Source organism: Streptomyces aurantiogriseus (assembly GCF_014649375.1).
Taxonomy (GTDB): Bacteria; Actinomycetota; Actinomycetes; order Streptomycetales; family Streptomycetaceae; genus Streptomyces; species Streptomyces aurantiogriseus.
In genome coordinates this window covers 120,536-145,687 of record NZ_BMSX01000026.1, presented here as the reverse complement: position 1 = coordinate 145,687, position 25,152 = coordinate 120,536, and the positions used below count along the sequence as shown (strand labels likewise).

Below are 25,152 nucleotides of genomic sequence, written 5' to 3'. Positions count from 1 at the left end.
CGGTGGGTGGGTCGGGGTCGTGGTGGTGCGGCGAGCCCGTCGCGTGTTGGGCGTACTGCCGCCTGCTGCCACAGTCCGAGTTGGTTGTGACGAGCTGAGCGACGGGCTCTTGCCGCACCACCACGACCCGCTCCCGCCGTCATGCGGGTGCGGGAGCGTCGTGGTGGGGATGGGGGCGGGTGCAGGGGAGCGTCGTGGTGCGGTTGGGGGCGGGTGCAGGGGAGCGTCGTGGTGCGGATGGGCTGATGAGTGGGGTGGGGGCGCCTTGGTGCGGGGTGTGGCTTGTTCGAGGTGCAGCGGGGCGGGGTGGGGTGGTGGCGTGGTGGCTGTGGGCGGTCTCGGGCGTGCGGGCGTCGGAGGCGGTGGGGGTCGGAGTGTCAGTGGGGCGTGGCAGGATCGGGGGCGTGGCAGAAACAGCATCGAAGAAGACCGAGAACACCTCCGGCGGCGAGCGGCCCCGCCTGATGCTCATGGACGGGCACTCGCTGGCCTACCGCGCGTTCTTCGCGCTGCCCGCGGAGAATTTCACGACCGCGACGGGCCAGCCGACGAACGCGATCTACGGCTTCGCGTCGATGCTGGCCAACACCCTGCGTGACGAGGCGCCCACGCACTTCGCGGTCGCCTTCGACGTCTCGCGCAAGACCTGGCGCTCCGAGGAGTTCACGGAGTACAAGGCGAACCGATCCAAGACCCCGGACGAGTTCAAGGGCCAGGTCGAGCTGATCGGCGAACTGCTCGACGCGATGCACGTCTCGCGGTTCGCTATCGACGGCTTCGAGGCCGACGACGTCATCGCCACGCTGGCCACGCAGGCCGAGGCCGAGGGCTTCGAGGTGCTGATCGTCACCGGCGACCGCGACTCCTTCCAGCTGGTCAGCGAGCACACCACCGTGCTGTACCCGACTAAGGGCGTCTCCGAGCTGACCCGCTTCACCCCGGAGAAGGTCGTCGAGAAGTACGGGTTGACGCCCGCGCAGTACCCCGACTTCGCGGCCCTGCGCGGCGACCCGTCCGACAACCTCCCGGGCATCCCCGGCGTCGGCGAGAAGACGGCCGCGAAGTGGATCAACCAGTTCGGTTCGTTCGCGGACCTGGTCGAGCGTGTGGACGAGGTCAAGGGCAAGGCCGGGCAGAACCTCCGCGACCACCTGGAGGCCGTCAAGCTCAACCGCCGCCTGACCGAGCTCGAGCGGAACGTGGAGCTGCCCAAGGGGGTCACCGACCTCGCACGGGCGCCGTACGACCGCAAGGCCGTCGCGATGGTCCTGGACACCCTGGAGATCAGGAACCCCTCGCTGCGCGAGCGGCTGCTCGCCGTCGACCCGGGCGGCGCGGAGGCCGAGGCGACCCCTGTCGTCGCGGCCGGAGTGGAGCTGGACGGCACCGTCCTCGCCACGGGCGAGCTGACCGCCTGGCTCGAGGAGCACGGCACCGGTCCGCTCGGCGTCGCCACCGTCGACACCTGGGCGCTGGGTACCGGCTCGGTCGCCGAGGTCGCGCTCGCCACGGCCGGCGGAGCGGCCGCCTGGTTCGACCCGTCGGAGCTGGACGAGGCCGACGAGAACGCGTGGGCGGCCTGGCTGGCCGCCGAGGACCGCCCCAAGGTCCTGCACAACGCCAAGGGCGCCATGCGCGTCTTCGCCGAGCACGGCTGGAGCGTCGACGGCGTGTCCATGGACACCGCCCTCGCCGCCTACCTGGTCAAGCCCGGCCGCCGCTCCTTCGATCTCGACGCGCTGTCCCTGGAGTACCTGCACCGGGAGCTGGCCCCCGCCGCCGCGGCCGACGGGCAGCTCGCCTTCGGCGCCGACGACGGCGCCGAGGCCGAGGCCCTGATGGTGCAGGCCCGCGCGATCCTCGACCTGGGCGAGGCGTTCCAGGGCCGTCTGGAGGAGGTCGGCGCCGCGGACCTGCTGCGCGACATGGAGCTGCCCACCTCCGCCCTCCTCGCCCGTATGGAGCGGCACGGCATCGCGGCCGACCGGGCCCACCTGGAGGCCATGGAGCAGATGTTCGCCGGCGCCGTCCAGCAGGCGGTCAAGGAGGCGCACGCCGCGGCCGGGCACGAGTTCAACCTGGGCTCGCCCAAGCAGCTCCAGGAGGTCCTCTTCGGGGAACTGGCCCTGCCCAGGACGAAGAAGACCAAGACGGGCTACACGACGGACGCCGACGCCCTGGCCTGGCTCGCGACCCAGACCGACAACGAACTGCCGGTCATCATGCTCCGCCACCGCGAACAGGCGAAGCTCCGGGTCACCGTCGAGGGCCTGATCAAGACGATCGCCGCCGACGGCCGTATCCACACCACCTTCAACCAGACGGTCGCCGCGACCGGCCGTCTGTCGTCGACGGACCCGAACCTGCAGAACATCCCCGTCCGTACGGACGAGGGCCGGGCCATCCGCCGCGGCTTCGTCGTCGGCGAGGGCTTCGAGTCCCTGATGACCGCCGACTACAGCCAGATCGAACTGCGTGTGATGGCCCACCTGTCGGAGGACGAAGGGCTCATCCAGGCGTTCACCTCCGGCGAGGACCTGCACACCACGGCGGCCTCCCAGGTGTTCGGCGTCGAGCCGACCGCGGTGGACGCGGAGATGCGCCGCAAGATCAAGGCGATGTCCTACGGCCTGGCGTACGGTCTGTCGGCGTTCGGCCTGTCCCAGCAGCTGAACATCGAGGCGGCGGAGGCCCGCGCCCTGATGGACGCGTACTTCGAGCGCTTCGGCGGCGTACGGGACTACCTGCGCCGGGCCGTCGACGAGGCGCGCGCGACCGGCTACACGGCAACGCTCTTCGGGCGTCGCCGCTACCTTCCCGACCTCAACAGCGACAACCGTCTGCGACGCGAGGCGGCCGAGCGGATGGCCCTCAACGCACCCATCCAGGGCACCGCGGCCGACATCGTGAAGATCGCCATGCTCAAGGTCGACCGCGCCCTGCGGGAGGCCGGCCTCAAGTCCCGCATGCTCCTGCAGGTCCACGACGAAATCGTCCTGGAGATCGCCCCCGGCGAGCGCGCGGCCGCGGAAGAACTCGTCCGACGGGAAATGTCCGACGCCGTCCACCTCAGGGCGCCACTGGACGTCTCGGTGGGCTCGGGGGCGGACTGGGAGTCGGCGGCGCATTAGCCTCCGGCGGGGCGGGCTTGGAGCGCGGACGGCTGGAGAGGATCTGTCGGTACCGACGGGCGGGCGGCCAGTCGGATCTGTCGGCATGGGCGGCCCGGCCTCGGCCGCGGCGACCCTGCGCCGCGGACACAGGTCCGCGGAGTTGGACGCCGCCGAGGCGGGTCCTGTCGCGGGCGGGGGCTTTCGGCGGGGGACTCGTTAGTCCGGGCGGGTCCTGACGGGGCGGGGGCCCCGGTCCGTCCCGCCAGGAGCAGTCGGCCGGGGCGGAGGCTTCCTCCCCTGCCGTCGCGGTTTTGTCGGTGGTGGCGCGGGACCTCGCGTGTCTTCCCCTGGGCAGAACACGGCCCCTTGCGGCGGGTCCTGTCAGGGGCGCCCTCCGCCGGTCGGCGCATGCCTCGTTCGCCGGAGTGGCATGCGTCGCGTCGAACCACCGTCCTCGTCGCGCACGCGACGCCGCGTGCCGGGCACCTCAGCGCACACCGACTCCTTCCGGCCGCTGCGCGGTCTCCCGGGTGGCCGGGCGCCACACGCGCACACCCCCGGCGTACAACAGCAGGCCGAGCACCAGGCCGGCGCCCGCCCCGAAGCACAGAGTCGGGATCAGCTCGTACGGTTTGGCGCGCGAGCCCCAGTACTCCCACCACCGTGTTGCCCGCTGGACCGCCGCGACCAGCGCGCAGCCGCCGATGACGGCCCCGGCCCACCACCGGTCCCGCGACGACAGCAGGGGCACACCGACCGGCTCGCCGGCGGGTGTCCTGCGCAGCGCGAGCGTCAGGAAGACCGCGATCACGATCGCGGCGACGGCCGAACCGCCGTACTGCAGGTACCAGTACAGCGGTGAACCGGCCACCTTCTCGCCCAGTACGGGAAACAGCCGCATGCCCCACCGGTCGAGGTGGGTGAACGCGTCCCACACCACGTGCGTCAGCGCGCCGAGCGCCGCGGAGACGTACCACCACAGCAGGGTGGACGGGCGGACACGCGCGCGTGGTGCCCCACAGCGCGTCAGGGCGGCCGTGCGACCCTGCCGGGCCCTGGGCAGCAGGGCGACGAGCGGTTCGCGCACCAGCAGCCACAGCCCGACCAGCGCCCAGGTGACGAGCACGTCGATGGTGAACACGCCGGCGAAGGAGTGCGTGACGTCACCGAACTCCATGGCCCCGGACAGGACACTCGCCGCGTAGTAGGTCATGTCGGGCGAGAAGGAGCCCGCCACGAGGACGGCCGGGACGAGCGGCCCACGGCCGGTGCCGTCGGTGCGCACGGCGGGCAGCACGGCCGCCGCATGGCTCAGGGTGAACGGCAACTGGGCTCCCCGTGGCGGACATTGCCGGACGGACCGGCCAGTGTTTCGACAGCGTGACCAGTATGCGGGACCGCCCACGCCCCAAGCGGACATGGCCAGGGAGTGAACACCGGTGTCGAACGGGTGCCGGTGCAAACGAAGTTGTCGTAGGGTCGCCTGGGTCACCGTACCGAGAGGCACGGTCGAACAACCGAACACAACGGTGTAAACCGCCCGGGAGCGCAACCCGCGGGGCGGGATGATCGTCCCAACAGGGCGAGTGAAGCAGATGCAGACGGGCGCTCGAGGGTCCACGGGAGGGGTTCACTTCATGTCGGCGGAATTCGGCAGGAGGCTGCGCAAGGGAGCGGTCAACACCACCGTGGCCGCAGTGGCTGTCGCGGCCCTGGCCGCGTCCCAGGCACCCGACGTCACGGCCGGCGGCCAGGCCGGCGGACACACCGCCGCCGACGCCCCGACCGCCGACACGGGCCCCGAGGGCAGCGCCACCGGCAACTCGCCGTACTACACGGACCTGCCGCCCCTGAACAGCCCCACTCCCGCGCCGAGCCAGAGTTCCGGCACCACGCCGGCCGCCACCGGCGACACCGAGGCCGGCATCCCCGCGACCGTCCTGGACGCCTACAAGAAGGCCGCGGCGGCGCTCGCCGACGCCAAGCCCGGCTGCAACCTGCCCTGGGAACTCCTCGCCGCCATCGGCAAGGTCGAGTCCGGCCAGGCCCGCGGCGGCAACGTGACCGCCGACGGCACCACCATCTCGCCGATCCTCGGCCCGGTCCTCAACGGCAACGGCTTCGCCAACATCAGCGACACCGACAACGGCGCCTACGACGGCGACAGCACCTACGACCGCGCCGTGGGCCCCATGCAGTTCATCCCGTCCACCTGGGAATGGGCGGGCCGCGACGGCAACGGCGACGGCAAGAAGGACCCCAACAACATCTACGACGCCGCCCTCGCCGCCGGCCACTACCTGTGCCGCAACAGCTGGGACATGTCCACCGACTCCGGCCTGCGTCGAGCGATCCTCAGCTACAACAACTCGACGGACTACTACAACACCGTCGTCTCGTGGCTGGAGTACTACCGCAAGGGCACCCACGAGGTCCCGGACGGCACCGGCACCCTGCCGTCCAACCGCAGCGACGACAACGACGGCGGCGGTACGACCACCTCGCCCTCGCCCACCCCGCCGGCGACGACGCCCCCGGCGAGCCCCAAGCCGCCCACCAAGCCCGGCGGCGGCACGACGCCGCCGGCCACGCCGCCCACGAAGCCGCCGACCACCCCGCCCCAGACGCCGACCGACACCGTCCACCACCTCGAGGACGCGGGCACGGCGAAGCTCACCGCCATGGCGGGCGACGCGTTCACGCAGCGGATCAGCACCCGCGCGGAGACCGAGGCCGGCAAGGCCGTCGGCAAGGTCAGGGTCCGCTTCACCATCGTCGGCGGCACCGACGCCACCTTCACCGGCGGCGAGAGCGTGGCCACCGTCATCACCGACAGCAGGGGCGTCGCCACCGCGCCCGCCCTCGCGGCGGGCGAGGAGACCGGCACCTTCACCGTCCGCGCCACCGTCGTGGGCCGCTTCGTCCCCGCCGTGGACTACACGGCCACCGTCACCGCCCGCGCCGCCGACGCCCTCGCCCGCACCACCAGCACCGCGCTGACCTGCGTGGCGGGTGGCGAGTTCGCCGACCAGGTCCAGGTGAAGGCCACGTACCAGGGCGCCACGGCGGACAAGGTCGCCGCCACCGCCACCCTGATCAAGTCGGCCGGCGACACCACCGCGAACGACAGTGGCCCCTACTTCAAGGACGCCGCGGGCAACAAGGTCCGCACCCTGACGGACCTGCAGACGGACGCAGCCGGCCTGCTCACGCTGCCGAAGCTCTACGCGGACGACACCACCGGCACGTTCCTGCTGCGCATCACCACCACGGGCGGAGCCACCCTCACGGTCGAACTGACCGTCACGGCAGCCCCGTCGTCCTCACCGAGCCCGTCGGAGAGCCCCTCGGAGAGCGCGTCCGCGAGCCCGTCCGAGTCCACGACGACCGCGCCGTAACCCTTTCCGCGACAGCCACGGCGGCGCCCCCTCCCAGCGAGCGGGGCGCCGCCGTCGTGTGCGACGTGTTCTCATCTCGCCCGCCCGTTGCTACGGTGCCGCACCTGACGCTCCATCAGTTCCCGTGGTCCCTGTCGGTTCCTGTGGCCGCTCGCCGGGAGGCCCGTATGCGCGCCCTGATCGCCGCCGCGACCGGCCTCGCCGTCGCGCTCGCCCTGGTCCTCACGCTCACCGCCCTGGGCACACCGGCCGGCGAGACCTCCCCGAAGCCGCTGCTGACGACGGTGCCCGCACACCCGTAACCGCCCGGCAGGGAGGCCGAGATGCGCCGCAAGGCCAGTCTGATCCTGCTCGCCCTCGCCGTGTTCTTCGCGGCACTGTCCCCGCTGCTGCGCTGGTACGCCTTCCCGCGCCTGGCCAAGATCCCGGCGAACGCGTACCAGGACATGGTCCTGGAGGCCAGGAACGCCACCCTCCTCGACTACGGCACCATGACCGCCCGCACGGTCCCCAAGGTCACCATCGTCCAGACCCTCAAGGGCAACGTGGAGGCCTCGGAGAAGATCGAGAAGACCGCGGGCCGCGACGTCGTCGTCTGGGACGGCCTGTCCTACGTCCAGGGCCCCGACGGAAAGATGGTCTCCAGGGTCCCCGAGCGCTATATCTTCGACGCCCACACCCAGGAACCCGTCCACGCCACCGGCGAAATGGTCGACGGCGACCCGGTCCGCCGCGAGGGCCTCGAGTTCAAGTGGCCCTTCCTCACCGAGAAGCGGGACTACGAGTACTTCGACGCACAGGCCCGCGTCACCGCCCCCATCCACTACAAGGGCACCCAGGAATTCCACGGCCTGCAGGTCTACTACTTCGAGCAGACCATCCCCTGGACCAGGGTCCCCATGCCCAAGACCATGCCCGTCCAGGGCATCACCCCCGAGACCGTCGCCAAGACCGGCACCACCCGCTGGTACACCACGGTCCGCAAGTTCTGGGTCGAACCGCTCACCGGAGCGCCCGTCTACGGCGAGGAGATCCACCAGGAGGAACTGCGCGGCGGCACCCTGCTCGGCGACCGCGACAAGGTGACGGCGTTCGCCGGACACGTGAAGATGCGCGAGGACTACATCGACCACACAGTCGACCTGGTCAAGTCCAACCGCACCCTCGTCCTGCTGATGACCTCCTACCTGCCCTGGGGCTTCCTGCTCCTCGGCACCCTCCTGCTGGCCCTCTCCCTCTACCTGGAGGCCCGCAGCCGCCGCCCCGGCGAGCCCTCACCCACCGAGCCCGTCCAACCCGAGCCGGTCACCGCCTGAGCCGCGCGTTGGTGTGCCGGGTCGGCTCGGCACCGGCCGGATCCTCCGGCCACGGATGCTTCGGATACCGACCCCGCAACTCCGCCCGTACGCCCTTGTAGCCGTCCTTCCAGAACGACGCGAGGTCGGCGGTGACAGCCGCGGGCCGCCCGGCGGGGGAGAGCAGATGCACGAGCAACGGCACCCCCGCGACCCGCGGCGACTCCTGGAGCCCGAACATCTCCTGCACCTTCACCGCGAGCACGGGCCGCTCCGGGTCCGCGTAGTCGATCCGGATTCTGGACCCACTCGGTACGGTGATCCGCTCCGGCGCCAGCTCCTCCAGCCGTGCCGCCTCACCCGAGGCCCAGGGCAGCAGCCGGGCGAGCGCCTCCCCGGCATCGATCCGCGCGAGATCGGCGCGCCGCCGGGCCCGGCCCAGCTCGGGTTCCAGCCAGTCGTCCACGCGCGCGTGCAGCGACGCGTCGGAGACGTCCGGCCACGGCTCCCCGAGGTGCAGCCGCAGAAAGCCCAGCCGCTGCCGCAGCACGTCCGCGTCGGCCGACCACCGCAGCAGCCCCAGCCCTTCCTGCCGCAACCCTTCGAGAAGCGCCTCCCGTACGAGCACGGGGTCGGCGTCCCTGATCGGCCGCACCGCCAGCTCCACGGCCCCCAGCCGCTCGACCCGCCGGGCGACGACATCGCCGTCGGACCAGTGGACCTCGTCGCGTTCGTCGAGCAGGGGGCCGGCGGCGAGCCGGGCGACCTCCTCGTCGACGACCGCCGCCAGCTGCACGCGCGCGTGCCCCTTGCCCACGGGACGGTCGGCCACAGCGACGGCAAGCCAGGGGACGCCGCGCAGCCCGGAGCCCTCACGGATCTCCGCGCGGGTCCCGGAGACCATGAGGTACGAACCGCCGTCGGCCTTGGCGAGGCGCTCGGGGAAGGCGAGAGCGGCGACGAGCCCGACGCGACTGTCCTCCCCGACACCGGCCGCGCTGTCGCCCGCGGTGCCCGGTGACGCCCCGCGGTCCACCTTCGCCGGAACAGAGTCATGGACGCGCGCGTGGGACAGGTCCGTCGCGACGGCCCGCAGCCGCCGGACCTCCGCCCGCCACCGCACCCCATAGGCGTCACCTCCCCGGCGCGCACCCCGCACAGCAGCCGCGAGATCATCCCCGTACTCCCGCGGCGCCTCCTCGCTCAACAGCGCGACAACCTCCGCGGCCCGCTCCACCCCCACCGACGCCGCCCCGTCCAGCAGCGCCCGCCCCAGCCGGGGGTGCAACCCCGACCGCGCCAGCCGCACACCTCGCTCCGTGGCCCGACCGCCGGAGTCCACCGCGCCGATCGCCGTGAGCAGACTCCTCGCCGCCGCCATCGCCCCGCCCGGCGGCGGGTCGAGCAACGCCAGCCCGGAGGCCTCAGGATCGCCCCAGCAGGCCGCCTGCAGGGCGAACGCGGTGAGGTCGGCCACCTTGATCTCCGGGGACGGGAAACGCGGCAGACGGGCGTCCTCCGCCTCCGCCCAGCACCGGTACACCACACCCGGCGCCTCCCGCCCGGCCCGCCCGGCCCGCTGCCGCCCCGCCGCGTGCGAGGACCGCACCGTCGCCAGCGCGCTCAGACCGCGCGCGTGGTCCACCCGCGGCTCCCGCGCGAGCCCCGAGTCGACGACCACCCGCACCCCCGGCACCGTCAGCGACGACTCCGCGACCGAGGTGGCCAGCACCACCCGGCGCCGCTCGCCCGGCGCCAGCACCGCGTCCTGCACGGCCGCCGGCGCCCGCCCGTGCACCTGCAGCACGTCCACCCCGTCCAGGTCCCCGAGCTGCCCCGCGACCCGCGCGATCTCACCGACGCCGGGCAGGAAGCACAGCACGTCACCCGACCGCTCGGCCAGCGCCCGCCGCACCACCGACGCCACGTGCGCGAGCAGCCCCGGGTCGACCCACATGCCGTGCGGAGGCCGTACCGGACGGGCCGGGGGCGCCCAGACCGCCTCGACGTCGTACGAGGACCCCTGGGCCTCGACCACCGGCGCCCCGCCCAGCAGCCGCGACCAGCCCTCCGTGTCGGTCGTCGCCGAGGCGGCCACCAGCCGCAGCTCGGGCCGCAGCGCCTCCCGCACGTCCCACAGGAAGGCGGCCGCCGTGTCCGCGTCCAGATGCCGTTCGTGGCACTCGTCCAGGACCACCACGTCGACGCCGGTCAGCTCCTGGTCGCGCTGGAGGCGCTGCAGCAGCACACCGGTCGTGACGACCTCCACGCGCGTGTGCCGCCCGACCACCCGCTCCCCGCGCACGGTGTACCCGACGCTCCCGCCGGTCTTCTCGCCCAGCAGCCACGCCATCCGCCGGGCCGCCGCCCGCGCCGCGATCCGCCGCGGCTCGGCCACGACCACCCGCCGGACTGGCCCCTCGCCCAGCAGCCCCGCCAGCGCCAACGGCACCAGCGTCGTCTTGCCGGTGCCGGGCGGAGCGGCCAGCACGGCGGTCCCGTGCCCGTCCAGAGCGTCGTTCAGGGCGGGCAGGGCCGCCCGCACGGGCAGTACGTCCAGGGCGTCGTAACGGATCACGCCCCTAGTGTCGTACGCACCCGAGAACGCCCCGCACGCGCGCGCGTGAAAAAGCCCCTCACGCACGCGCGCGCGTGCGTGAAGATGAAGAGTCGTGAACGCTTGCGTGCAGAGTCGCCGAGAGGCGCGACTAGTCCCGCTCGCACACGAAGATCGCCGTCCCCGGGATCAGGTTCCCGCGCAGCGGCGACCAGCCGCCCCACTCCGAGGTGTTCCAGTCCGGCCACTCCGGCTCGACCAGATCCACCAACCGGAAGCCCGCCGCCACGAGGTCGCGGACGCGGTCGCCGAGCGTGCGGTGGTGCTCGACGTAGACCGCGCGGCCCTCGTCGTCCTGCTCGACATACGGCGTGCGGTCGAAGTAGGAGGCGGAGACCGACAGGCCCTCGGGGCCCGGCTCGTCCGGGAAGGCCCAGCGGATCGGATGGGTCACCGAGAAGACGAAACGGCCGCCCGGCCGCAGCACCCGGCGCACCTCCTTCAGGACCAGCACCGGGTCGGCGACGAAGGGCAGCGCCCCGTACGCCGAGCACGCCAGGTCGAAGGAGCCGTCCTTGAAGGGCAGCGCGCCCGCGTCGGCGCACACCAGAGGGAACGTTCCGCCGATGCGCAGCGCGTGCTGGAGCTGGCGGTGGGAGAGGTCCAGGGCGACCGGGCGCGCGCCCTGCGCGGCCAGCCAGCGCGAGCACTGGGCCGCGCCGGCGCCGATCTCCAGGACGTCCCGGCCCTTCAGCTCCTCCGGCGGGCCGAGCAGCTCGGCCTCCACCTCGTCGAGTCCCTCGGGGCACCACACGAAGCGGTCGTCGCCGAGGAACGTGCCGTGCTCGATCTGGTACTCGTCCGCGTTGCGGTCCCACCAGCCCCGGTTGGCCCGGGCGCTCTCCGTGATGTCAGCGTCGCGGCGGGTGGCCTCCGGCTCGGACCCCGGCTCGGACGATACGGGCTCTTGGATGATCGGCTCCCTCGTCGTACTCTTCCGTCCAACCCGCCCCGGTGGTGCCACCGAGGTGTCACCCAAGGGTCTTCCTGAGGCCTGCGTGGCCTCGGGAGCCAGGTTGTGTGCCGGGAATGCGGCGATCCGCCCCGGGTGTGCGCCTTCGCGCATTGACCCTGCCCGGCTGCCCCCGTATGCTACAAGTTGCGCTGCGGGCCTGCGCACCTCAGACGTAGCAGGCTGCGCTCGCATCTGTTGTATGTCCCCTCGGTTGTCGAGGCGCCATCGCCAGTTTTCGCTGGTGGGGCGCTTCCTTGGCTGTCCGGCTTCTGCAGAGCGAAACGGGCTCCCGGCGTAAGCAGTACCTACGACTTCAATGTCCGTACCGGAGCCCTTTCCCACATGACGAGCAGCACCGAGACCACCGCCACCACCCCGCAGGTAGCGGTCAACGACATCGGTAACGAGGAAGCCTTCCTCGCAGCGATCGACGAGACGATCAAGTACTTCAACGACGGCGACATCGTCGACGGCGTCATCGTGAAGGTCGACCGGGACGAGGTCCTGCTCGACATCGGTTACAAGACCGAAGGTGTCATCCCGAGCCGCGAGCTCTCGATCAAGCACGACGTCGACCCGAACGAGGTCGTCGCCGTCGGCGACGAGATCGAGGCCCTGGTCCTCCAGAAGGAGGACAAGGAAGGCCGCCTGATCCTCTCGAAGAAGCGTGCCCAGTACGAGCGTGCCTGGGGCACCATCGAGAAGATCAAGGAAGAGGACGGCATCGTCACCGGTACCGTCATCGAGGTCGTCAAGGGTGGTCTCATCCTCGACATCGGCCTCCGCGGCTTCCTCCCGGCCTCCCTGGTCGAGATGCGCCGCGTCCGCGACCTCCAGCCCTACGTGGGCAAGGAGCTCGAGGCGAAGATCATCGAGCTGGACAAGAACCGCAACAACGTGGTCCTGTCCCGCCGTGCCTGGCTGGAGCAGACCCAGTCCGAGGTCCGCCAGACGTTCCTCACGACCCTCCAGAAGGGTCAGGTCCGTTCCGGTGTGGTCTCCTCGATCGTCAACTTCGGTGCCTTCGTGGACCTGGGTGGCGTCGACGGTCTGGTTCACGTCTCCGAGCTGTCCTGGAAGCACATCGACCACCCCTCCGAGGTCGTCGAGGTCGGCCAGGAGGTCACGGTCGAGGTCCTCGACGTCGACATGGACCGCGAGCGCGTCTCCCTGTCGCTGAAGGCGACCCAGGAAGACCCGTGGCAGCAGTTCGCCCGCACCCACCAGATCGGCCAGGTCGTGCCCGGCAAGGTCACGAAGCTGGTTCCGTTCGGTGCGTTCGTCCGCGTGGACGAGGGCATCGAGGGTCTGGTCCACATCTCCGAGCTGGCCGAGCGCCACGTGGAGATCCCGGAGCAGGTCGTCCAGGTCAACGACGAGATCTTCGTCAAGGTCATCGACATCGACCTCGAGCGCCGTCGCATCAGCCTCTCGCTGAAGCAGGCCAACGAGTCCTTCGGTGCCGACCCGGCCTCGGTCGAGTTCGACCCGACCCTGTACGGCATGGCCGCGTCCTACGACGACCAGGGCAACTACATCTACCCCGAGGGCTTCGACCCCGAGACCAACGACTGGCTCGAGGGCTACGAGAAGCAGCGCGAGGAGTGGGAGCGCCAGTACGCCGAGGCGCAGCAGCGCTTCGAGCAGCACCAGCAGCAGGTCATCAAGTCCCGCGAGGCCGACGCCGCTGCCGCCGCCGAGGGTGGCGAGGCCGCCGCTCCGGCCGCGACCGGCGGTTCGTACTCCTCCGAGGGCGCCGACACCTCCGGCGCGCTGGCCTCGGACGAGGCGCTGGCCGCTCTCCGCGAGAAGCTGGCCGGTGGTCAGAGCTGACGCTGGCCGCTGAGGCTCAGCCCGCTTACTGAGGGCCCGCACCTTTCGAGGTGCGGGCCCTCAGCGTTGCTCCGCAGAGGACCACGCGCGCGTGCCGGCCCCCCTGAACCGTCCGTCATACGAACGCCGAAGGAAGTCACCTGATCAAGGGCGTGGGCCGGGAATGCCCACGCCCGCACGCGCGTTGTGCAGTACGAACACGAGGAGGAGCGGTCCAAGTGCTTGATCCGCAGGGTTTGTACGCATGGGAGCCGAAGGGGCTGGCCGTCGTCGACATGGCGCTCGCCCAGGAGTCGGCCGGACTTGTCATGCTCTACCACTTCGACGGATACATCGACGCGGGTGAGACCGGCGACCAGATCGTCGACCGGCTCCTCGACACGCTGCCCCACCAGGTCGTCGCCCGCTTCGACCACGACCGGCTGGTGGACTACCGCGCCCGCCGCCCGCTGCTGACGTTCAAGCGCGACCGGTGGAGCGACTACGAAGAACCGGCCATCGAGGTACGGCTCGTCCAGGACACCACCGGAGCGCCCTTCCTGCTGCTGTCCGGGCCCGAACCGGACGTCGAGTGGGAGCGCTTCGCCGCCGCCGTCAAGCAGATCGTCGAGCGGCTGGGCGTCCGTCTCTCCGTGAACTTCCACGGCATCCCCATGGGCGTCCCGCACACCCGCCCCGTGGGCCTGACGCCGCACGGCAACCGCACGGACCTCGTCCCCGGCCACAGCAGCCCCTTCGACGAGGCCCAGGTCCCCGGCAGCGCCGAGGCGCTCGTCGAGTACCGCCTCATGGACGCCGGCCATGACGTCCTGGGCGTCGCCGCGCACGTCCCGCATTACATCGCCCGCTCCGCCTACCCGGACGCGGCCCTGACCGCCCTCGAGGCCATCACGGCCGCGACGGGACTGGTCCTGCCCGGCATCGCCCACTCCCTGCGCACGGACGCACACCGTACACAGACGGAGATCGACCGCCAGATCCAGGAGGGCGACGAGGAGCTCACCGCCCTCGTCCAGGGCCTGGAGCACCAGTACGACGCCGCCGCGGGCGCCCACACCCGGGGCAACATGCTGGCCGAGCCCGTGGACATCCCCTCGGCGGACGAGATCGGGCGGGAGTTCGAAAAGTTCCTGGCAGAGCGGGAAGGGGAGGGCTGAGCCCTCTCGCGGGACTGTCCTGCGGGGTCCGCCGGGTGCACTGTCAGCGGCAGGCCCTAAGCTTCCGGTCATGCTGAAGGTTGGCCTGACCGGCGGGATCGGCGCCGGCAAGAGCGAGGTCTCGCGGCTGCTCGTCGCGTGCGGTGCCGTGCTGATCGACGCCGACCGCATCGCGCGCGAGGTCGTCGCCCCGGGGACGCCCGGCCTCGCGGCGGTCGTCGACGCCTTCGGCGAGGGCATCCTCGCCGAGGACGGCAGCCTCGACCGCCCCGCACTGGGCTCGATCGTCTTCGCCGACCCCGAGAAGCTCGCCGTCCTCAACGCGATCGTGCACCCCCTCGTCGGAGCCCGCTCCCGCGAGCTGGAGACCGCCGCCCCCGACGACGCCGTCGTCGTCCACGACGTCCCCCTCCTCACCGAGAACGGCCTGGCACCGCTGTACGACGTCGTGGTCGTCGTCGACGCCCCACCCGAGACCCAGCTGGACCGGCTCGTCCGGCTGCGCGGCATGACCGAGGAGGACGCACGCGCGCGCATGGCCGCGCAGGCCACCCGCGAGAAGCGCCGGGACATCGCGGACATCGTCATCGACAACGACGTACCGCTGGCCGACCTGGAAAGACGCGTGAAGGACGTGTGGGCCGATCTCGCTCGCCGGGCACGCGCACCCCACCGGCCCCCGGAATCACCCGAGGAATAGCGGCCCCCGCTCCGCGCGTTGAACGCTTCCAGCGAGGGAAGGAATTTTCCGTGCCCGATACCAGCGGTTCGACCGGACGCAGTCCGGAGACGCATGTCATCGACTTCCGTGCCGCGGAGCAACTGCTCGCCGCACGGGATCCGCGGGGCGCGGTGAAGCTGCTCGACGGTGTCATCGCCGCACACCCCGAGAACACCGCCGCCCGCCTGCTGCGTGCGCGTGCCTTCTTCGCCGCCGCACAACTACGCCCTGCCGAACTCGAATTCACGATCGTCCTGGAGCGGGAGCCGGACAACGCCTTCGCGCACTTCGCCCTCGCCCGCACCTACGAGCGACAGGGCCGCAGCGACCAGGCCAAGCGCCACTTCCGGCTGGCGGCCGCGCTGGACCCCAACCCGCAGTACCTGAAGGCCGCGCGTTTCGACTCATGAGCACGGGAGGCCTCGGAGGCCCCTCAGGGGCCGGTGTCGGGGGCGGTCTCAGGGGCGGTCTCAGGGGCGGTGCCGCTCCGGCGGCCGGTACGGCGGGACGTCGCGGCCCGGCTGATAGTGCGGCCCCTGCCGGACGTGCTTGAGGATCATCGCCAGGTCGACGGTGATCACCAGCCACAGCACCCCGCAGGCGATCGCCCACCCGAGGCGCCCCGCGAGCGCGAACGCGGCCGTTCCGAAGATCGCCCAGAGCAGTCCCCACACCGTCAGCCACAGACGCAACCTCAGTGCACTGCGCGCTGTCGTCGGCTCACTGCCCGTACGCATACCGATCACCACTCCCTCTTGAAACGTACTCTTCGGCCCCTACGTTCTCCAGGAAAGTCGTAGATCGAAGAGGGGTCTTCTCGTGCTGCCGGACCGCGACGAACTGGCCGAGGTGCTCCTCGACCTCGGAGTACCGCACCAGGACATCGACGAACCCGTGCGGCTGAGCCACCGGGCGGTGGGCGACCCGGAGACACTGCGGTTCCTGGAGGAGACCGTGGCAGACCTCGTGGAGGGAATGGGCGAGATACGCGGGACGGTCGACGTGCCGGAACTCCCGGGCGCGTCAGGAGCGCTCGCGCGCTTCCTCCCCCTGTACGTGTTCGTCGCCGCGCTGCCGTACGTGCGGGCCCACCACCGTGAGCGCGGCATTCCGGAGGAGGTCTCGCGGCGCACACTCGCCGACGTCGGCCGGTGTGTCGCCTGGCACCGCCGGTGGCACGGCACGGGCGGTCTGCTGTCCCCGCGGTGGCTGTCCCTGCACTTCCACGGCGAGCTGTACCAACTGGGGCGGCTGCAGTTCCAGCGGGACCGCGCGGGGCGGTGGACGAGCGACGCGACGGCTGCGGCGGGGCTCGCGCTCGGTCCGGACGACCCCGCTCTGGCCCTGCACGTGCCGGACTTCATGGGGCCCTTGTCCCCGGAGGCCTGCGACCGCTCGCTCGCGCTCGCACGGGGGTTCTTCGCCCGGCACTATCCAGAGGAGCCCTACGCCGTGGCCACCTGCGCTTCATGGCTGCTCGACCCGCAGCTGAAGCGCTACCTGCCGGCGGACTCCAACATCGTCCGCTTCCAGGAGCGGTTCCGGGCCGGCCAGGTGCCCGAGGAACCGGAGGACACGACACCGGTCCGCTTCGTCTTCGGCACCACCGACATACCCCTGGACCGGCTACCGCGCCGGAGTGTCCTGGAGCGGGCCGTCGTGGACCACCTGCAGGAGGGCGGCCACTGGTATGTCGCGAACGGCTGGTTCGCGCTGTAGGCGACCCGAACAGAGACGTCCTCCCTCGAACGAGTGAACCGGAAGAGGAACGGAACTGCCGGACGCAGACGGGCCGTTGGACGAGCATGAGACTTGAAAAGCGAGAGGGATACGAGGGAACAGGCCCCGGTGCGATCACCCCGGACGGCTGCGCGGTCGAGTTCTACAGCCGTCTGCCGGTGGGCGACGAACCGGACGTCATCTCCGCGGCGGTGCCCGCAGGCGCACACATCCTGGAGCTGGGCAGCGGCGTGGGCCGCGTGACCCACGCCCTCCTGGAACGCGGGTTCACGGTCACGGCGGTGGACGAGTCCCCCGAGATGCTCGAGCGCGTCCGCGGGGCGCGCACGATATGCAGCCCGATCGAGCGCCTCGACCTGGGCGAGACGTTCGACGTGGTGATGCTCGCGTCGTTCCTCGTGCACAACGGGGACATCGAGGTCCGGCGGGGCATGCTGCGCACCTGCGCACGGCACGTCGCGAAGAACGGGTACGTGCTGATCCAGCGTGAGGGGGAGGACTACCACACCAACCTGCCACGTGAACGCGTCTACCCGACCGGCTTCACCTCACGGATCCTGTCGGCGGAACCGGTCGACGACGGGGTCCACTCGGTGCACGCGGAGTACACATTCCCGGACGCGATATGGACCCAGACCTTCCGCTCCCGACCGCTGACCAAGGAACAGTTCGAGGAGGCGCTGGCGGAGGCGGGCCTGAGGGTGGACCGGTATCTGACGGAGGATCGGGTGTGGGTGCGGGCGGTGTTGGTGGGGGAGTAGGCGGGGCGTAGGGGAGGGAGGGGGAGGGGGGAGGGGGAGGGGAGGCCCCCAGCGGAGTGGGAGAAGGGTCGGCCGGCGATGAGTTCGGCGGTGCTGCCCGGTCTACCTCTGTGACAGCACCACGGACCGAAACCCCCAGGATCCCCCCATGTCCGAGCCCACCGCTTCCGTCGTCTCCGCCGTTTCCCCCGCCCCCGCTTCCCTCTCGTCCTCCGGCACGGTGGTCGCCGAGTCCGCGACCGCCCGTGGCCGTCGGGCCCGGGTGGCGCTGCGGGGGCTGGAGATCCTGCTCGCCCTCTTCTACGGGATCGCGAGTGCACTGCCGAAGCTGATCGCGCACCCGTCGGCGTCCGAGGGGTTCGACAAGATGGGCTGGGGCGGTGCGGGGATGTACATCATCGGTGTGCTGGAACTGGCCGGTGCGCTCGCGCTGCTGGTGCCGGTGTTGCGGTCGGTGGCGGCGGTGGCGTTGGGTGCGCTGATGGTGGGTGCCTTCGTCGTCCAGGTCGTCGTCTTCGACGGGCAGAACGCGGCGACTCCGCTCATCCTGCTCGTCCCGTTGGCGCTGATCGCCTGGGCGCGACGGGGCTCTGTCACGGAGTTGCTGTGGCTGCTGCGGCGCCGGGCGTGACCGGTGGGTGGCCATGCGAGGCCGTGCGGTAAGGCCCTGCCGGGGACTCCGACCCCGGCAGGGCCGTCTGCCGGGGTGTTGCTGCCCGGGCCGGCGGAGGTTCTGTCCAGCTCCCGTGCGCCGACGGGCGGCACCGTACGGGTGGCCGGTGCGGCTTTACCGTGGAGGCATGGACGCCGCTCATGCCCTCGCCGCCCTCGACCGGCGCGTCGCGGGGTGCCGGGCCTGTCCGCGGCTGGTGGCCTGGCGTGAGGAGGTGGCCCGGACGAAGCGGGCGGCCTTCGCCGACTGGACGTACTGGGGTCGCCCGGTGCCCGGCTTCGGCCCGTCCGACGCCCGTCTGCTGATCGTCGGGCTTGCCCCGGCTGCGCACGGCGGCAACCGCACCGGACGCATGTTCACCGGCGACCGCTCGGGGGACGTGTTGTACCAGGCGCTGTACGACGTGGGGCTCGCCTCGCAGCCCACCTCGGTCTTCGCCGACGACGGCCTTGAACTGTACGGCGTGCGCGTCACCGCGCCCGTGCACTGCGCACCGCCCGCCAACAGGCCCACCCCCGAGGAGCGGGACACCTGCCGGCCCTGGCTCGTCCAGGAGCTGCGGCTGCTGCGGCCGACGCTCCGGGCGGTCGTCGTACTGGGCGCCTTCGGCTGGCAGGCCGCGCTGCCCGCGTTCGCCGAGGCCGGCTGGGCCGTCCCCCGTCCCCGGCCCGCCTTCGCGCATGGGGCACGGGTGTCGCTGGACGGCCTCGACCTCTTCGGCTGCTTCCACGTGAGCCAGCGCAACACGTTCACCGGGCGCCTCACCCCCGACATGCTGCGGGAGGTGCTGCGGACGGCGGCGGGGGCGGCGGGACTGTCGTGATCGCCCGGTGCTGCCGCCCCCTGCGGCCGTGCGGGGCGTCGGCCGTGGCGGTTCCCGCGCTGCTCAGGACGCCCGTCATGGCGCCCGCCCCCACGAGTGCCGCTCCGCTCAACAGCCCACGTCTGCTGACCGTGTTCGTTCTCTCCGTGCCGTTTTCTGCGGTCGTTCTTCGGAACTGTGTCCGAAGGGTCGGCAGAGTCCGGGCAGACGGGTGCTCGAAAAGCTTCCGGGTTCAGGAGCGTTCGGAAAGCTCCCCGAAGAGATGGCGCACGGTGGACCGGTAGTTGGCCTGCACATGGTTCAGCGCGTGGGTGCGGGCCCGGTCGGGGTCGCCGGAGGCGATCGCCTCGTACAGGTCGCGGTGTTCGGTGAGGAGTTGGGGCCACTCCTCGTTCTGCCGGGTGAGCCAGCGCAGGCGGCCGTCGACCGGTTCCATGACGGAGATCAGCAGGCTGTTGCCGGCCAGGGCGAGGATGCGGTCGTGGAAGCGGGTGTTGATGTCGGTGATGGTCTCGGCGTCACCGGCGCGGGTTGCCTCGGCCGCCTGGTCGAGCAGGTGCCGCAGCTCGGCGAGTGCCTCCGGGGTCGCCCGGGAGGCGGCCAGTCCCGCCGCGTACACCTCCAACGCCTCGCGCAGCTCGAAGAGTTCCTTGACGTCGGTGCGGCTCAGTCGTCGTACGACGGTCCGGCGCGGGGTCTCGAAGAGGACGAAGCCCTCGGCGACCAGGGCGCGGATGGCCTCCCGGACGGGAACCCGGGAGACGCCGAACCGCTCGGCCAGTTCCCGTTCGACCAGCCGGTCGCCGGGGCGCAGACGGCCCGAGATGATTTCCTGCCGCAGGGCGGCCAGGACACGTTCGCGGACCGCGCCGAGGGGTTCGATCTTCGCCGGGGAGCTCATGGGTGCCATTTTCGCCGACGCGAGGGGTCTTTTACGGAGCCGTAACGGGACGGACATCGGTCAGAACGCTTGACGGCGGGACCATGACAGCAGTTTGGTATACCAAACGACGCCTCGAGCGGCTCCTGCGCGCCGCACCCCTCCTCCGTCCCCTTGCTCATGGAGGCCCCGTGTCCCTCGCCGACCGCGCCGAAGCCACCGGCGCCCCAGCGTTCGTCCCCGATCCCCGGCTCACCAACGAAGACCTCGCACCCGCCAAGAAGCGCAACTGGAAGGTCTTCGACCTGTTCGCCCTGTGGATGTCCGACGTCCACAACCTCGGCAACTACACCTTCGCCGCCGGACTGCTGGTCCTCGGCATGAACGTGTGGCAGGTCTTCACCTCCCTGCTCGTGGGCTTCGTGCTGATCTACATCGGCATGAACTGGATGGGCAGGATCGGCCAGCGCCACGGTGTCCCCTTCCCCGTGGTCAGCCGCATCAGCTTCGGCGTCTGGGGCGCCAACATCCCCGCGCTCATCCGGGCCGTGATCGCCATCATGTGGTACGGCATCCAGACCTACCTCGCCTCCGTCGCCGTCAACGTGATGCTGCTGGCGGCCTGGCCGGGCCTGGAGTCGTGGACGCACAGCTCCTTCCTGGGGCTCGACGCGCTCGGCTGGGTCTCCTTCGTCTCGCTGTGGCTGATCCAGGCGCTGATCATCAGCCAGGGCATGGAGTCGGTGCGCAAGTTCCAGGACTTCTGCGGTCCCGCGATCTGGCTCGTGATGATCGCGCTGGCCGTCTGGGTCCTGGCCAAGGCCGACTGGACCATCTCGCTCACATCCACCCCGCACCCGGTCTCCGTGGGCGAGCAGTGGCGGCAGTGGTTCGGCGCGATCGGCCTGATCCTCGCCACCTACGGCACGCTGATGCTGAACTTCTGCGACTTCTCCCGCTTCGCGCCGGACTACCGGACGGTCAAGCGCGGCAACTTCTGGGGTCTGCCCATCAACTCGACCGCCTTCGTGGTCGTCTCGGTCATCGTCACGGCCGGCTCGCTGGAGGTGTTCGGCGAGGCCATCACCGACCCGGCGGAGCTCGTCGCCAAGGTCGGCAACACCTGGGTGCTCGTCCTGGCCGCGCTGACCTTCGCCATCGCCACCATGGGAGTCAACATCGTCGCCAACTTCGTCTCCCCGGCGTACGACCTCGCCAACGTCTGGCCGCAGAAGATCACCTTCAAGGTCGGCGGCCTGATCAGCACGGTGGCCGCGCTGGTCGTCACCCCCTGGAACCTCTTCTCCAACCCCACCGTCGTCAACTACTTCCTCGGCGGTCTCGGTGCCTTCCTCGGCCCCCTGTTCGGCGTGATCATGGTCGACTACTACTGGGTCAAGCGCGGCCGAGTCGACGTCGACGAGCTGTTCGACGCCCGCCCCGGCACCCGCTACCACTACCGCAAGGGCGTCAACCCCAAGGCGCTGTGGGCGTTCCTCCCCTCCGCGGCGGTCGCGGCGGTGCTCGCGCTGGTGAAGACCTTCAGCGATGTCGCCCCGTACTCCTGGTTCATCGGCACGGCGCTGGCAGCCGGCCTGTACATCCTGCTGTGCCGCAGCGAGCGGGCCGCCGGCTCCGCGGTCACCCCCGAGAAGACCGTGGAGGTCTGAGAAGCGTGCGCATCGTCGTCACCAACTGCAACACCACGCAGGAGATGACCGCGGAGATCGTACGAGGTGCCCGGGCCGCCGCCGGCCCGGGCACCACCGTGACGGGACTGACCCCCGCGTGGGGCCCCGAGTCAGCCGAGGGCTGGCTCGACAGCTACCTCTCGGCGGCCGCCGTCCTCGACACCCTGCGCACGTACGACGGACCGCCCTACGACGCCGTCGTCATGGCCGGCTTCGGCGAGCACGGGCGCGAAGGCGTACGGGAACTGGTCGACGTACCCGTCGTCGACATCACGGAGGCGGCGGCACACCTGGCCTGCCTGCTGGGGCGGCGGTACGGGGTGGTGACGACGCTCGAGCGGTCGTGCGGCCAGATCGAGGACAGCCTGGAACTGGCCGGTGTGGGCCGCAACTGCGCCGCCGTCGTCGGCACCGGCCTGGGCGTCCTCCACCTCGGCGACCCCCACCGCACGGAGGCGGCCTTCCTCGCCGCCGCGGAACACGCCCGGGAGGCGGGCGCCGAGGTGCTCGTCCTGGGCTGCGCCGGGATGACGGGGCTGCAGCAGGTGGTGAGCGAGAAGCTGGGCGTTCCGGTGGTCGACGGCGTGGGAGCGGCGGTGAAGCTCGCGGAGGCGCTGGTGGGGATGGGGCTGCGGACGAGCCGGGCGGGCAGTTTCGCCAAGCCGGTGCCGAAGCGGCGGGACTGGCGACCACCGGCGGAGTGATCCCCACGAGGTTCACGATCACCCGCTCGGCCGGACGTACGGGGTTTCCACCTTCCAGCCGTTCTCGTGAGCCACCTCCTCGAAGACGCCGATCTTGTAGGCGAGCCCCTCCGGCTCGCCGATGTCGCACCATCTGCGGGCTTCGGCCCACTCTTCCTCCCCTCGTACCAACGGCCGCCCTCGCAGGGCGAGATGGAGCGCCAGCGTCGATCGCGCGTAGAGACGTACGGCGTCGCGCCGGTCCGGAAGGCTGCGGTACTGCTCGGTCTCCCGCAGCCGCAGCCGCCCGTCCGCGCTGTCGGCCACGAGCAGCGGAACGGCATCCCCTTGCGGCCCGGTCACCGCGAACGTCAACGCGCTCTCGTCTCCCCGCACTTCGTAGCGCGGCAGGTACGACAGCCGGGCGAGTCCCAAGGAGTGCTTCCAGGACGTGACCCACAAGCCGCGCCGGAGGTAGTAGCGGACGGTCTGCTGCCAGGTCCAGTACGTGTCCAGGCGGAATCCGTGCAGCCCTTCGGCGCGGCACGCCTCGTACACCGTGTCCAGCACGGCCGAGGCGAGCCCCTGCCGTCGGGCCACGGGATGGGTGTAGAGCGAGGAGACGTGCAGCGCGCCCGCTCCCACGGGCCAGGTGTCGAGGGCGATGGTCCCCAAGGGCTCACGCTGCCGGCACCGGTCTTCCGGCGCGCAGATCCAGTACCTCCTGCGGAACTCGTCGTCGTGCCTGTGCTCGTGACCGGCCGCACCCAGTCTGAGACGCCACCGCTTCTCGCTCGACACCGTGAGCGAGTCGGGGTCGACGCACTCGCCGAGGGCGCCCTCGGCGAGTGAGGCGAGCTCCCAGAGTCCGAAGCGGCGGCCCTCGCCGAAGACGACGGGACGCAACTCGGGGCGGGCCGCGAGGCGTTCGTGTACGCGGGCGGCTTGATCGTCCTTCATGTGCCCGGAGCGTAGGGACGCGGGCCGCCCGCCGGCCCGGCGTCCTCGCAGCTCCACCCGGCCATGTCACGCCGGCGGTGGACCGCACTCCCGTTCACGCAGCTGGCGTTCGCACTCCTGTGCAAGTTCGGGGTACGCCTTGGCGATGGCCGCGTAGACCCTGCGCCGCAGCAACTCCTCGGCCGCCGCGCGCCCGGTGCTGCCCTGCAGCCCGTCCAGCAGCTCGTCGTAGCGGGTCAGCCGATGGCGCAGATAGTTCACTTTCCAGCGGACGAGCGCGTCGGACTCGGCGCTCTCGACCGTGGCGGGATCGGGCACATGGCTCCATCGCTCGTACGCCCGTTCCTCATCCCGGCGGTTGCGGTGCTCGACCGCGGCCGTCGCCAGCCGGTCCGGAGCCAGCCGCGGCACCTCGAGAGGTTCGGCCGCGATCCGCGCCAGCACCTCCCGCCGCCTGCGCAGGGCGGCGGCCCGCGCCGCCGCGGACCGCCGTGCGGCAGCGGCAGCCACGGCCCGGAACCTGTCGCTCCGTTCGGCCGCCTCGACCCGCTCGATGAGGTAGAGGCGCGTCTGCGGGGCCGAGTGGAACAGCGGGTTGGCACGCAACAGATCCGGCTCACCCAGCAGTTGGCGCACCATGCCCGGTGTCCATCCCCGGGCCCGCAGTCCGGCCGCCGAGAGATGCGTGCGCGCCGACGGCGCGTCCGAACCGCAATCCGGCGCGCCTTCCGGCCCGCGTCCGTCGCCCCGTGCACGCCTGCGATGCCCTCCATGCGTCATCATCATCTCCCCCGTCGTTACTCTGAGTGACGAGTTCATTGATAACGCGCACCACTGACAATCACCCTTCGCGGCCGAAGCGCCGCCCACCGATGCCCTGTTCCACCGCCGGAGAAACCGCGTGGAGACACACCACACGGCTTCGTACCCTGCACCCATGCCCACCCTCGACGACCCCGCCTTCCTCGACACCACCGCCGACCGCCTGGCCTCCCTCCCCGCCGTCCGGGCCGTCGCCCTCGGTGGCTCCCGCGCGCAGGGCACCCACACCCCCGACAGCGACTGGGACCTGGCGATCTACTACCGCGGCCCCTTCGACCCCGCCGACCTGCGCGCCCTCGGCTGGGAGGGTGAGGTCTCCGAGGTCGGTGGCTGGGGCGGCGGGGTGTTCAACGGGGGTGCCTGGCTGACGGTCGACGGGCGGCGGGTCGACGTCCACTACCGCGATCTCGACGCGGTGGAGCACGAGTGGGCGGAGGCGGAGGAGGGGCGGTTCCGGGTGGAGCCGTTGATGTTCCATCTCGCGGGGATCCCGAGCTACTTGCTGGTCGCGGAGCTGGCGATCAATCGAGTGCTGCGCGGCGAACTCCCGCGGCCGGCCGCGTATCCGCAGAAGCTGCGGCGGACGGCCTGCGAACGCTGGTACGGCACCGCGCGTGCCACCCTCGCCTACGCCGCGGCCGCCCACGCCCCCCACGGCCGGCGGACGGAGGCCGCCGGGACGCTGGCCGTCGCCGCCACGCAGACCGGGCACGCCGTGCTGGCCGCGCGCGGGGAGTGGGTGACGAACGAGAAGCGGTTGCTGGAGCGGGCCGGGCTCAGAGAGGTCGACGACCTCGTCGCCGAGGTGGGCCGAGGGAGCGTCCCGGAGGCGCTCGAACGGGCCCGGCTGATCTTCGAGGAGAGGGTGGCGGCGGCAACGGCATCGCGCGCGTGAGGAGCCGCCTGTTCGACGCCCCCGAGGAGTTGCGTTCATAAAGAACGCGGGATCCCGGCGAAGTGTCACCTCCGCGAAACCCAACCGTCCAAGCTTCACCAAGATCGCCCCGTACCGTGGAGACACAGCCCGAAC

Annotated in this window: 22 protein-coding genes; 15 read left to right on the top strand and 7 right to left on the bottom strand. The window is 71.4% G+C overall.

Annotated features, from left to right (window positions below):
• Positions 1–404 precede the first annotated feature (404 nt).
• The gene (polA, locus tag IE263_RS39785) at positions 405–3,131 is read left to right on the top strand and encodes a DNA polymerase I (RefSeq protein ID WP_189942976.1); all 2,727 of its coding nucleotides are present in this window, start codon (positions 405–407) and stop codon (positions 3,129–3,131) included.
• A 469-nt stretch (positions 3,132–3,600) separates the two neighbouring features.
• Here the strand turns inward: polA and IE263_RS39780 are convergent, their stop codons facing one another.
• The gene (locus IE263_RS39780) at positions 3,601–4,440 is read right to left on the bottom strand and encodes a DUF4184 family protein (RefSeq protein ID WP_189942975.1); all 840 of its coding nucleotides are present in this window, start codon (positions 4,438–4,440) and stop codon (positions 3,601–3,603) included.
• 310 nt (positions 4,441–4,750) lie between these two features.
• On the opposite strand from IE263_RS39780, the gene IE263_RS39775 reads away from it, so the two are divergent.
• The 3 genes from IE263_RS39775 to pgfA all read left to right on the top strand — a co-directional run bounded on the left by IE263_RS39775 (position 4,751) and on the right by pgfA (position 7,827).
• On the top strand, positions 4,751–6,511 hold the full coding sequence (locus IE263_RS39775; RefSeq protein WP_189942974.1) for a lytic transglycosylase domain-containing protein: 1,761 nt from the start codon (positions 4,751–4,753) through the stop codon (positions 6,509–6,511).
• A gap of 167 nt (positions 6,512–6,678) precedes the next feature.
• Positions 6,679–6,813 carry an SPW_0924 family protein gene (locus IE263_RS39770; RefSeq protein ID WP_107120235.1) on the top strand — a complete coding sequence of 45 codons (135 nt, stop codon included), beginning with the start codon at positions 6,679–6,681 and terminating at the stop codon, positions 6,811–6,813.
• 21 nt (positions 6,814–6,834) lie between these two features.
• Positions 6,835–7,827, top strand: coding sequence for a cell envelope lipid trafficking protein PgfA (pgfA, locus tag IE263_RS39765; RefSeq protein WP_189942973.1), 993 nt, complete (start codon positions 6,835–6,837; stop codon positions 7,825–7,827).
• On the opposite strand, the gene hrpB is transcribed toward pgfA, so the two are convergent.
• Complete coding sequence (gene hrpB / locus IE263_RS39760) at positions 7,817–10,384, bottom strand: ATP-dependent helicase HrpB (protein ID WP_189942972.1); 2,568 nt, start codon at positions 10,382–10,384, stop codon at positions 7,817–7,819. The two genes, pgfA and hrpB, sit on opposite strands and share 11 nt — an antisense overlap.
• 130 nt (positions 10,385–10,514) lie before the next feature.
• The gene (locus IE263_RS39755; RefSeq protein ID WP_373312247.1) at positions 10,515–11,489 is read right to left on the bottom strand and encodes a class I SAM-dependent methyltransferase; all 975 of its coding nucleotides are present in this window, start codon (positions 11,487–11,489) and stop codon (positions 10,515–10,517) included.
• 231 nt (positions 11,490–11,720) lie between these two features.
• On the opposite strand from IE263_RS39755, the gene rpsA reads away from it, so the two are divergent.
• The 4 genes from rpsA to IE263_RS39735 all read left to right on the top strand — a co-directional run bounded on the left by rpsA (position 11,721) and on the right by IE263_RS39735 (position 15,499).
• Entirely contained in the window at positions 11,721–13,211 is a 1,491-nt protein-coding gene (gene rpsA, locus IE263_RS39750; protein ID WP_067042841.1) for a 30S ribosomal protein S1, read from the top strand.
• A 218-nt stretch (positions 13,212–13,429) separates the two neighbouring features.
• Positions 13,430–14,368, top strand: coding sequence for a PAC2 family protein (locus IE263_RS39745; RefSeq protein ID WP_189942971.1), 939 nt, complete (start codon positions 13,430–13,432; stop codon positions 14,366–14,368).
• 70 nt (positions 14,369–14,438) lie between these two features.
• Positions 14,439–15,068: a dephospho-CoA kinase gene (gene coaE / locus IE263_RS39740; protein WP_189942970.1), complete on the top strand. Its 630-nt coding sequence runs from the start codon at positions 14,439–14,441 to the stop codon at positions 15,066–15,068.
• A gap of 50 nt (positions 15,069–15,118) precedes the next feature.
• The gene (locus IE263_RS39735) at positions 15,119–15,499 is read left to right on the top strand and encodes a tetratricopeptide repeat protein (protein ID WP_189942969.1); all 381 of its coding nucleotides are present in this window, start codon (positions 15,119–15,121) and stop codon (positions 15,497–15,499) included.
• Positions 15,500–15,559: 60 nt separating this feature from the next.
• On the opposite strand, the gene IE263_RS39730 is transcribed toward IE263_RS39735, so the two are convergent.
• Complete coding sequence (locus IE263_RS39730) at positions 15,560–15,826, bottom strand: DUF6343 family protein (RefSeq protein WP_189942968.1); 267 nt, start codon at positions 15,824–15,826, stop codon at positions 15,560–15,562.
• An 82-nt stretch (positions 15,827–15,908) separates the two neighbouring features.
• Here IE263_RS39730 and IE263_RS39725 point away from each other — a divergent pair, with 82 nt between their 5' ends.
• The 4 genes from IE263_RS39725 (at position 15,909) to IE263_RS39710 (ending at position 19,086) form a co-directional block, all read left to right on the top strand.
• Positions 15,909–16,808: an acyltransferase domain-containing protein gene (locus tag IE263_RS39725; protein WP_189942967.1), complete on the top strand. Its 900-nt coding sequence runs from the start codon at positions 15,909–15,911 to the stop codon at positions 16,806–16,808.
• 86 nt (positions 16,809–16,894) lie between these two features.
• Positions 16,895–17,590 (top strand): class I SAM-dependent methyltransferase, encoded by a 696-nt coding sequence (locus IE263_RS39720; protein ID WP_189942966.1) that lies wholly within the window; start codon positions 16,895–16,897, stop codon positions 17,588–17,590.
• A 148-nt stretch (positions 17,591–17,738) separates the two neighbouring features.
• Positions 17,739–18,221: a DoxX family protein gene (locus tag IE263_RS39715; RefSeq protein ID WP_189942965.1), complete on the top strand. Its 483-nt coding sequence runs from the start codon at positions 17,739–17,741 to the stop codon at positions 18,219–18,221.
• Between the two features lie 169 nt (positions 18,222–18,390).
• Positions 18,391–19,086, top strand: a complete 696-nt coding sequence (locus IE263_RS39710; protein ID WP_189942964.1) for a uracil-DNA glycosylase — start codon at positions 18,391–18,393, stop codon at positions 19,084–19,086.
• A gap of 232 nt (positions 19,087–19,318) precedes the next feature.
• Here the strand turns inward: IE263_RS39710 and IE263_RS39705 are convergent, their stop codons facing one another.
• A complete protein-coding gene (locus tag IE263_RS39705; RefSeq protein ID WP_189942963.1) occupies positions 19,319–19,996 on the bottom strand; it encodes a GntR family transcriptional regulator in 678 nt (225 codons plus the stop codon).
• Positions 19,997–20,157: 161 nt separating this feature from the next.
• On the opposite strand from IE263_RS39705, the gene IE263_RS39700 reads away from it, so the two are divergent.
• On the top strand, positions 20,158–21,636 hold the full coding sequence (locus IE263_RS39700) for an NCS1 family nucleobase:cation symporter-1 (RefSeq protein WP_189942962.1): 1,479 nt from the start codon (positions 20,158–20,160) through the stop codon (positions 21,634–21,636).
• Between the two features lie 5 nt (positions 21,637–21,641).
• Positions 21,642–22,361, top strand: a complete 720-nt coding sequence (locus tag IE263_RS39695) for an aspartate/glutamate racemase family protein (protein ID WP_189942961.1) — start codon at positions 21,642–21,644, stop codon at positions 22,359–22,361.
• Positions 22,362–22,379: 18 nt separating this feature from the next.
• Here IE263_RS39695 and IE263_RS39690 read toward each other — a convergent pair whose 3' ends face one another.
• Entirely contained in the window at positions 22,380–23,300 is a 921-nt protein-coding gene (locus IE263_RS39690; protein WP_189942960.1) for a GNAT family N-acetyltransferase, read from the bottom strand.
• Between the two features lie 66 nt (positions 23,301–23,366).
• The gene (locus IE263_RS39685; protein ID WP_189942959.1) at positions 23,367–23,939 is read right to left on the bottom strand and encodes a hypothetical protein; all 573 of its coding nucleotides are present in this window, start codon (positions 23,937–23,939) and stop codon (positions 23,367–23,369) included.
• Between the two features lie 298 nt (positions 23,940–24,237).
• Between IE263_RS39685 and IE263_RS39680 the strand changes: the two genes are divergently transcribed.
• Positions 24,238–25,017, top strand: a complete 780-nt coding sequence (locus IE263_RS39680) for a nucleotidyltransferase domain-containing protein (protein ID WP_189942958.1) — start codon at positions 24,238–24,240, stop codon at positions 25,015–25,017.
• The last annotated feature ends 135 nt before the right edge of the window (positions 25,018–25,152 follow it).

Bases quoted from the DNA above. Each gene is read 5' to 3' on its own strand.
- IE263_RS39680 (WP_189942958.1), top strand. From the start codon at position 24,238: ATGCCCACCCTCGACGACCCCGCCTTCCTCGACACCACCGCCGACCGC.
- IE263_RS39685 (WP_189942959.1), bottom strand. From the start codon at position 23,939: ATGGTGCGCCAACTGCTGGGTGAGCCGGATCTGTTGCGTGCCAACCCG.
- IE263_RS39715 (WP_189942965.1), top strand. From the start codon at position 17,739: ATGTCCGAGCCCACCGCTTCCGTCGTCTCCGCCGTTTCCCCCGCCCCC.
- rpsA (WP_067042841.1), top strand. From the start codon at position 11,721: ATGACGAGCAGCACCGAGACCACCGCCACCACCCCGCAGGTAGCGGTC.
- IE263_RS39770 (WP_107120235.1), top strand. From the start codon at position 6,679: ATGCGCGCCCTGATCGCCGCCGCGACCGGCCTCGCCGTCGCGCTCGCC.
- pgfA (WP_189942973.1), top strand. From the start codon at position 6,835: ATGCGCCGCAAGGCCAGTCTGATCCTGCTCGCCCTCGCCGTGTTCTTC.
- IE263_RS39690 (WP_189942960.1), bottom strand. From the start codon at position 23,300: ATGAAGGACGATCAAGCCGCCCGCGTACACGAACGCCTCGCGGCCCGC.
- IE263_RS39730 (WP_189942968.1), bottom strand. From the start codon at position 15,826: ATGCGTACGGGCAGTGAGCCGACGACAGCGCGCAGTGCACTGAGGTTG.
- IE263_RS39755 (WP_373312247.1), bottom strand. From the start codon at position 11,489: ATGCGCGAAGGCGCACACCCGGGGCGGATCGCCGCATTCCCGGCACAC.
- IE263_RS39720 (WP_189942966.1), top strand. From the start codon at position 16,895: ATGAGACTTGAAAAGCGAGAGGGATACGAGGGAACAGGCCCCGGTGCG.
- coaE (WP_189942970.1), top strand. From the start codon at position 14,439: ATGCTGAAGGTTGGCCTGACCGGCGGGATCGGCGCCGGCAAGAGCGAG.
- IE263_RS39775 (WP_189942974.1), top strand. From the start codon at position 4,751: ATGTCGGCGGAATTCGGCAGGAGGCTGCGCAAGGGAGCGGTCAACACC.
- IE263_RS39705 (WP_189942963.1), bottom strand. From the start codon at position 19,996: ATGGCACCCATGAGCTCCCCGGCGAAGATCGAACCCCTCGGCGCGGTC.
- IE263_RS39710 (WP_189942964.1), top strand. From the start codon at position 18,391: ATGGACGCCGCTCATGCCCTCGCCGCCCTCGACCGGCGCGTCGCGGGG.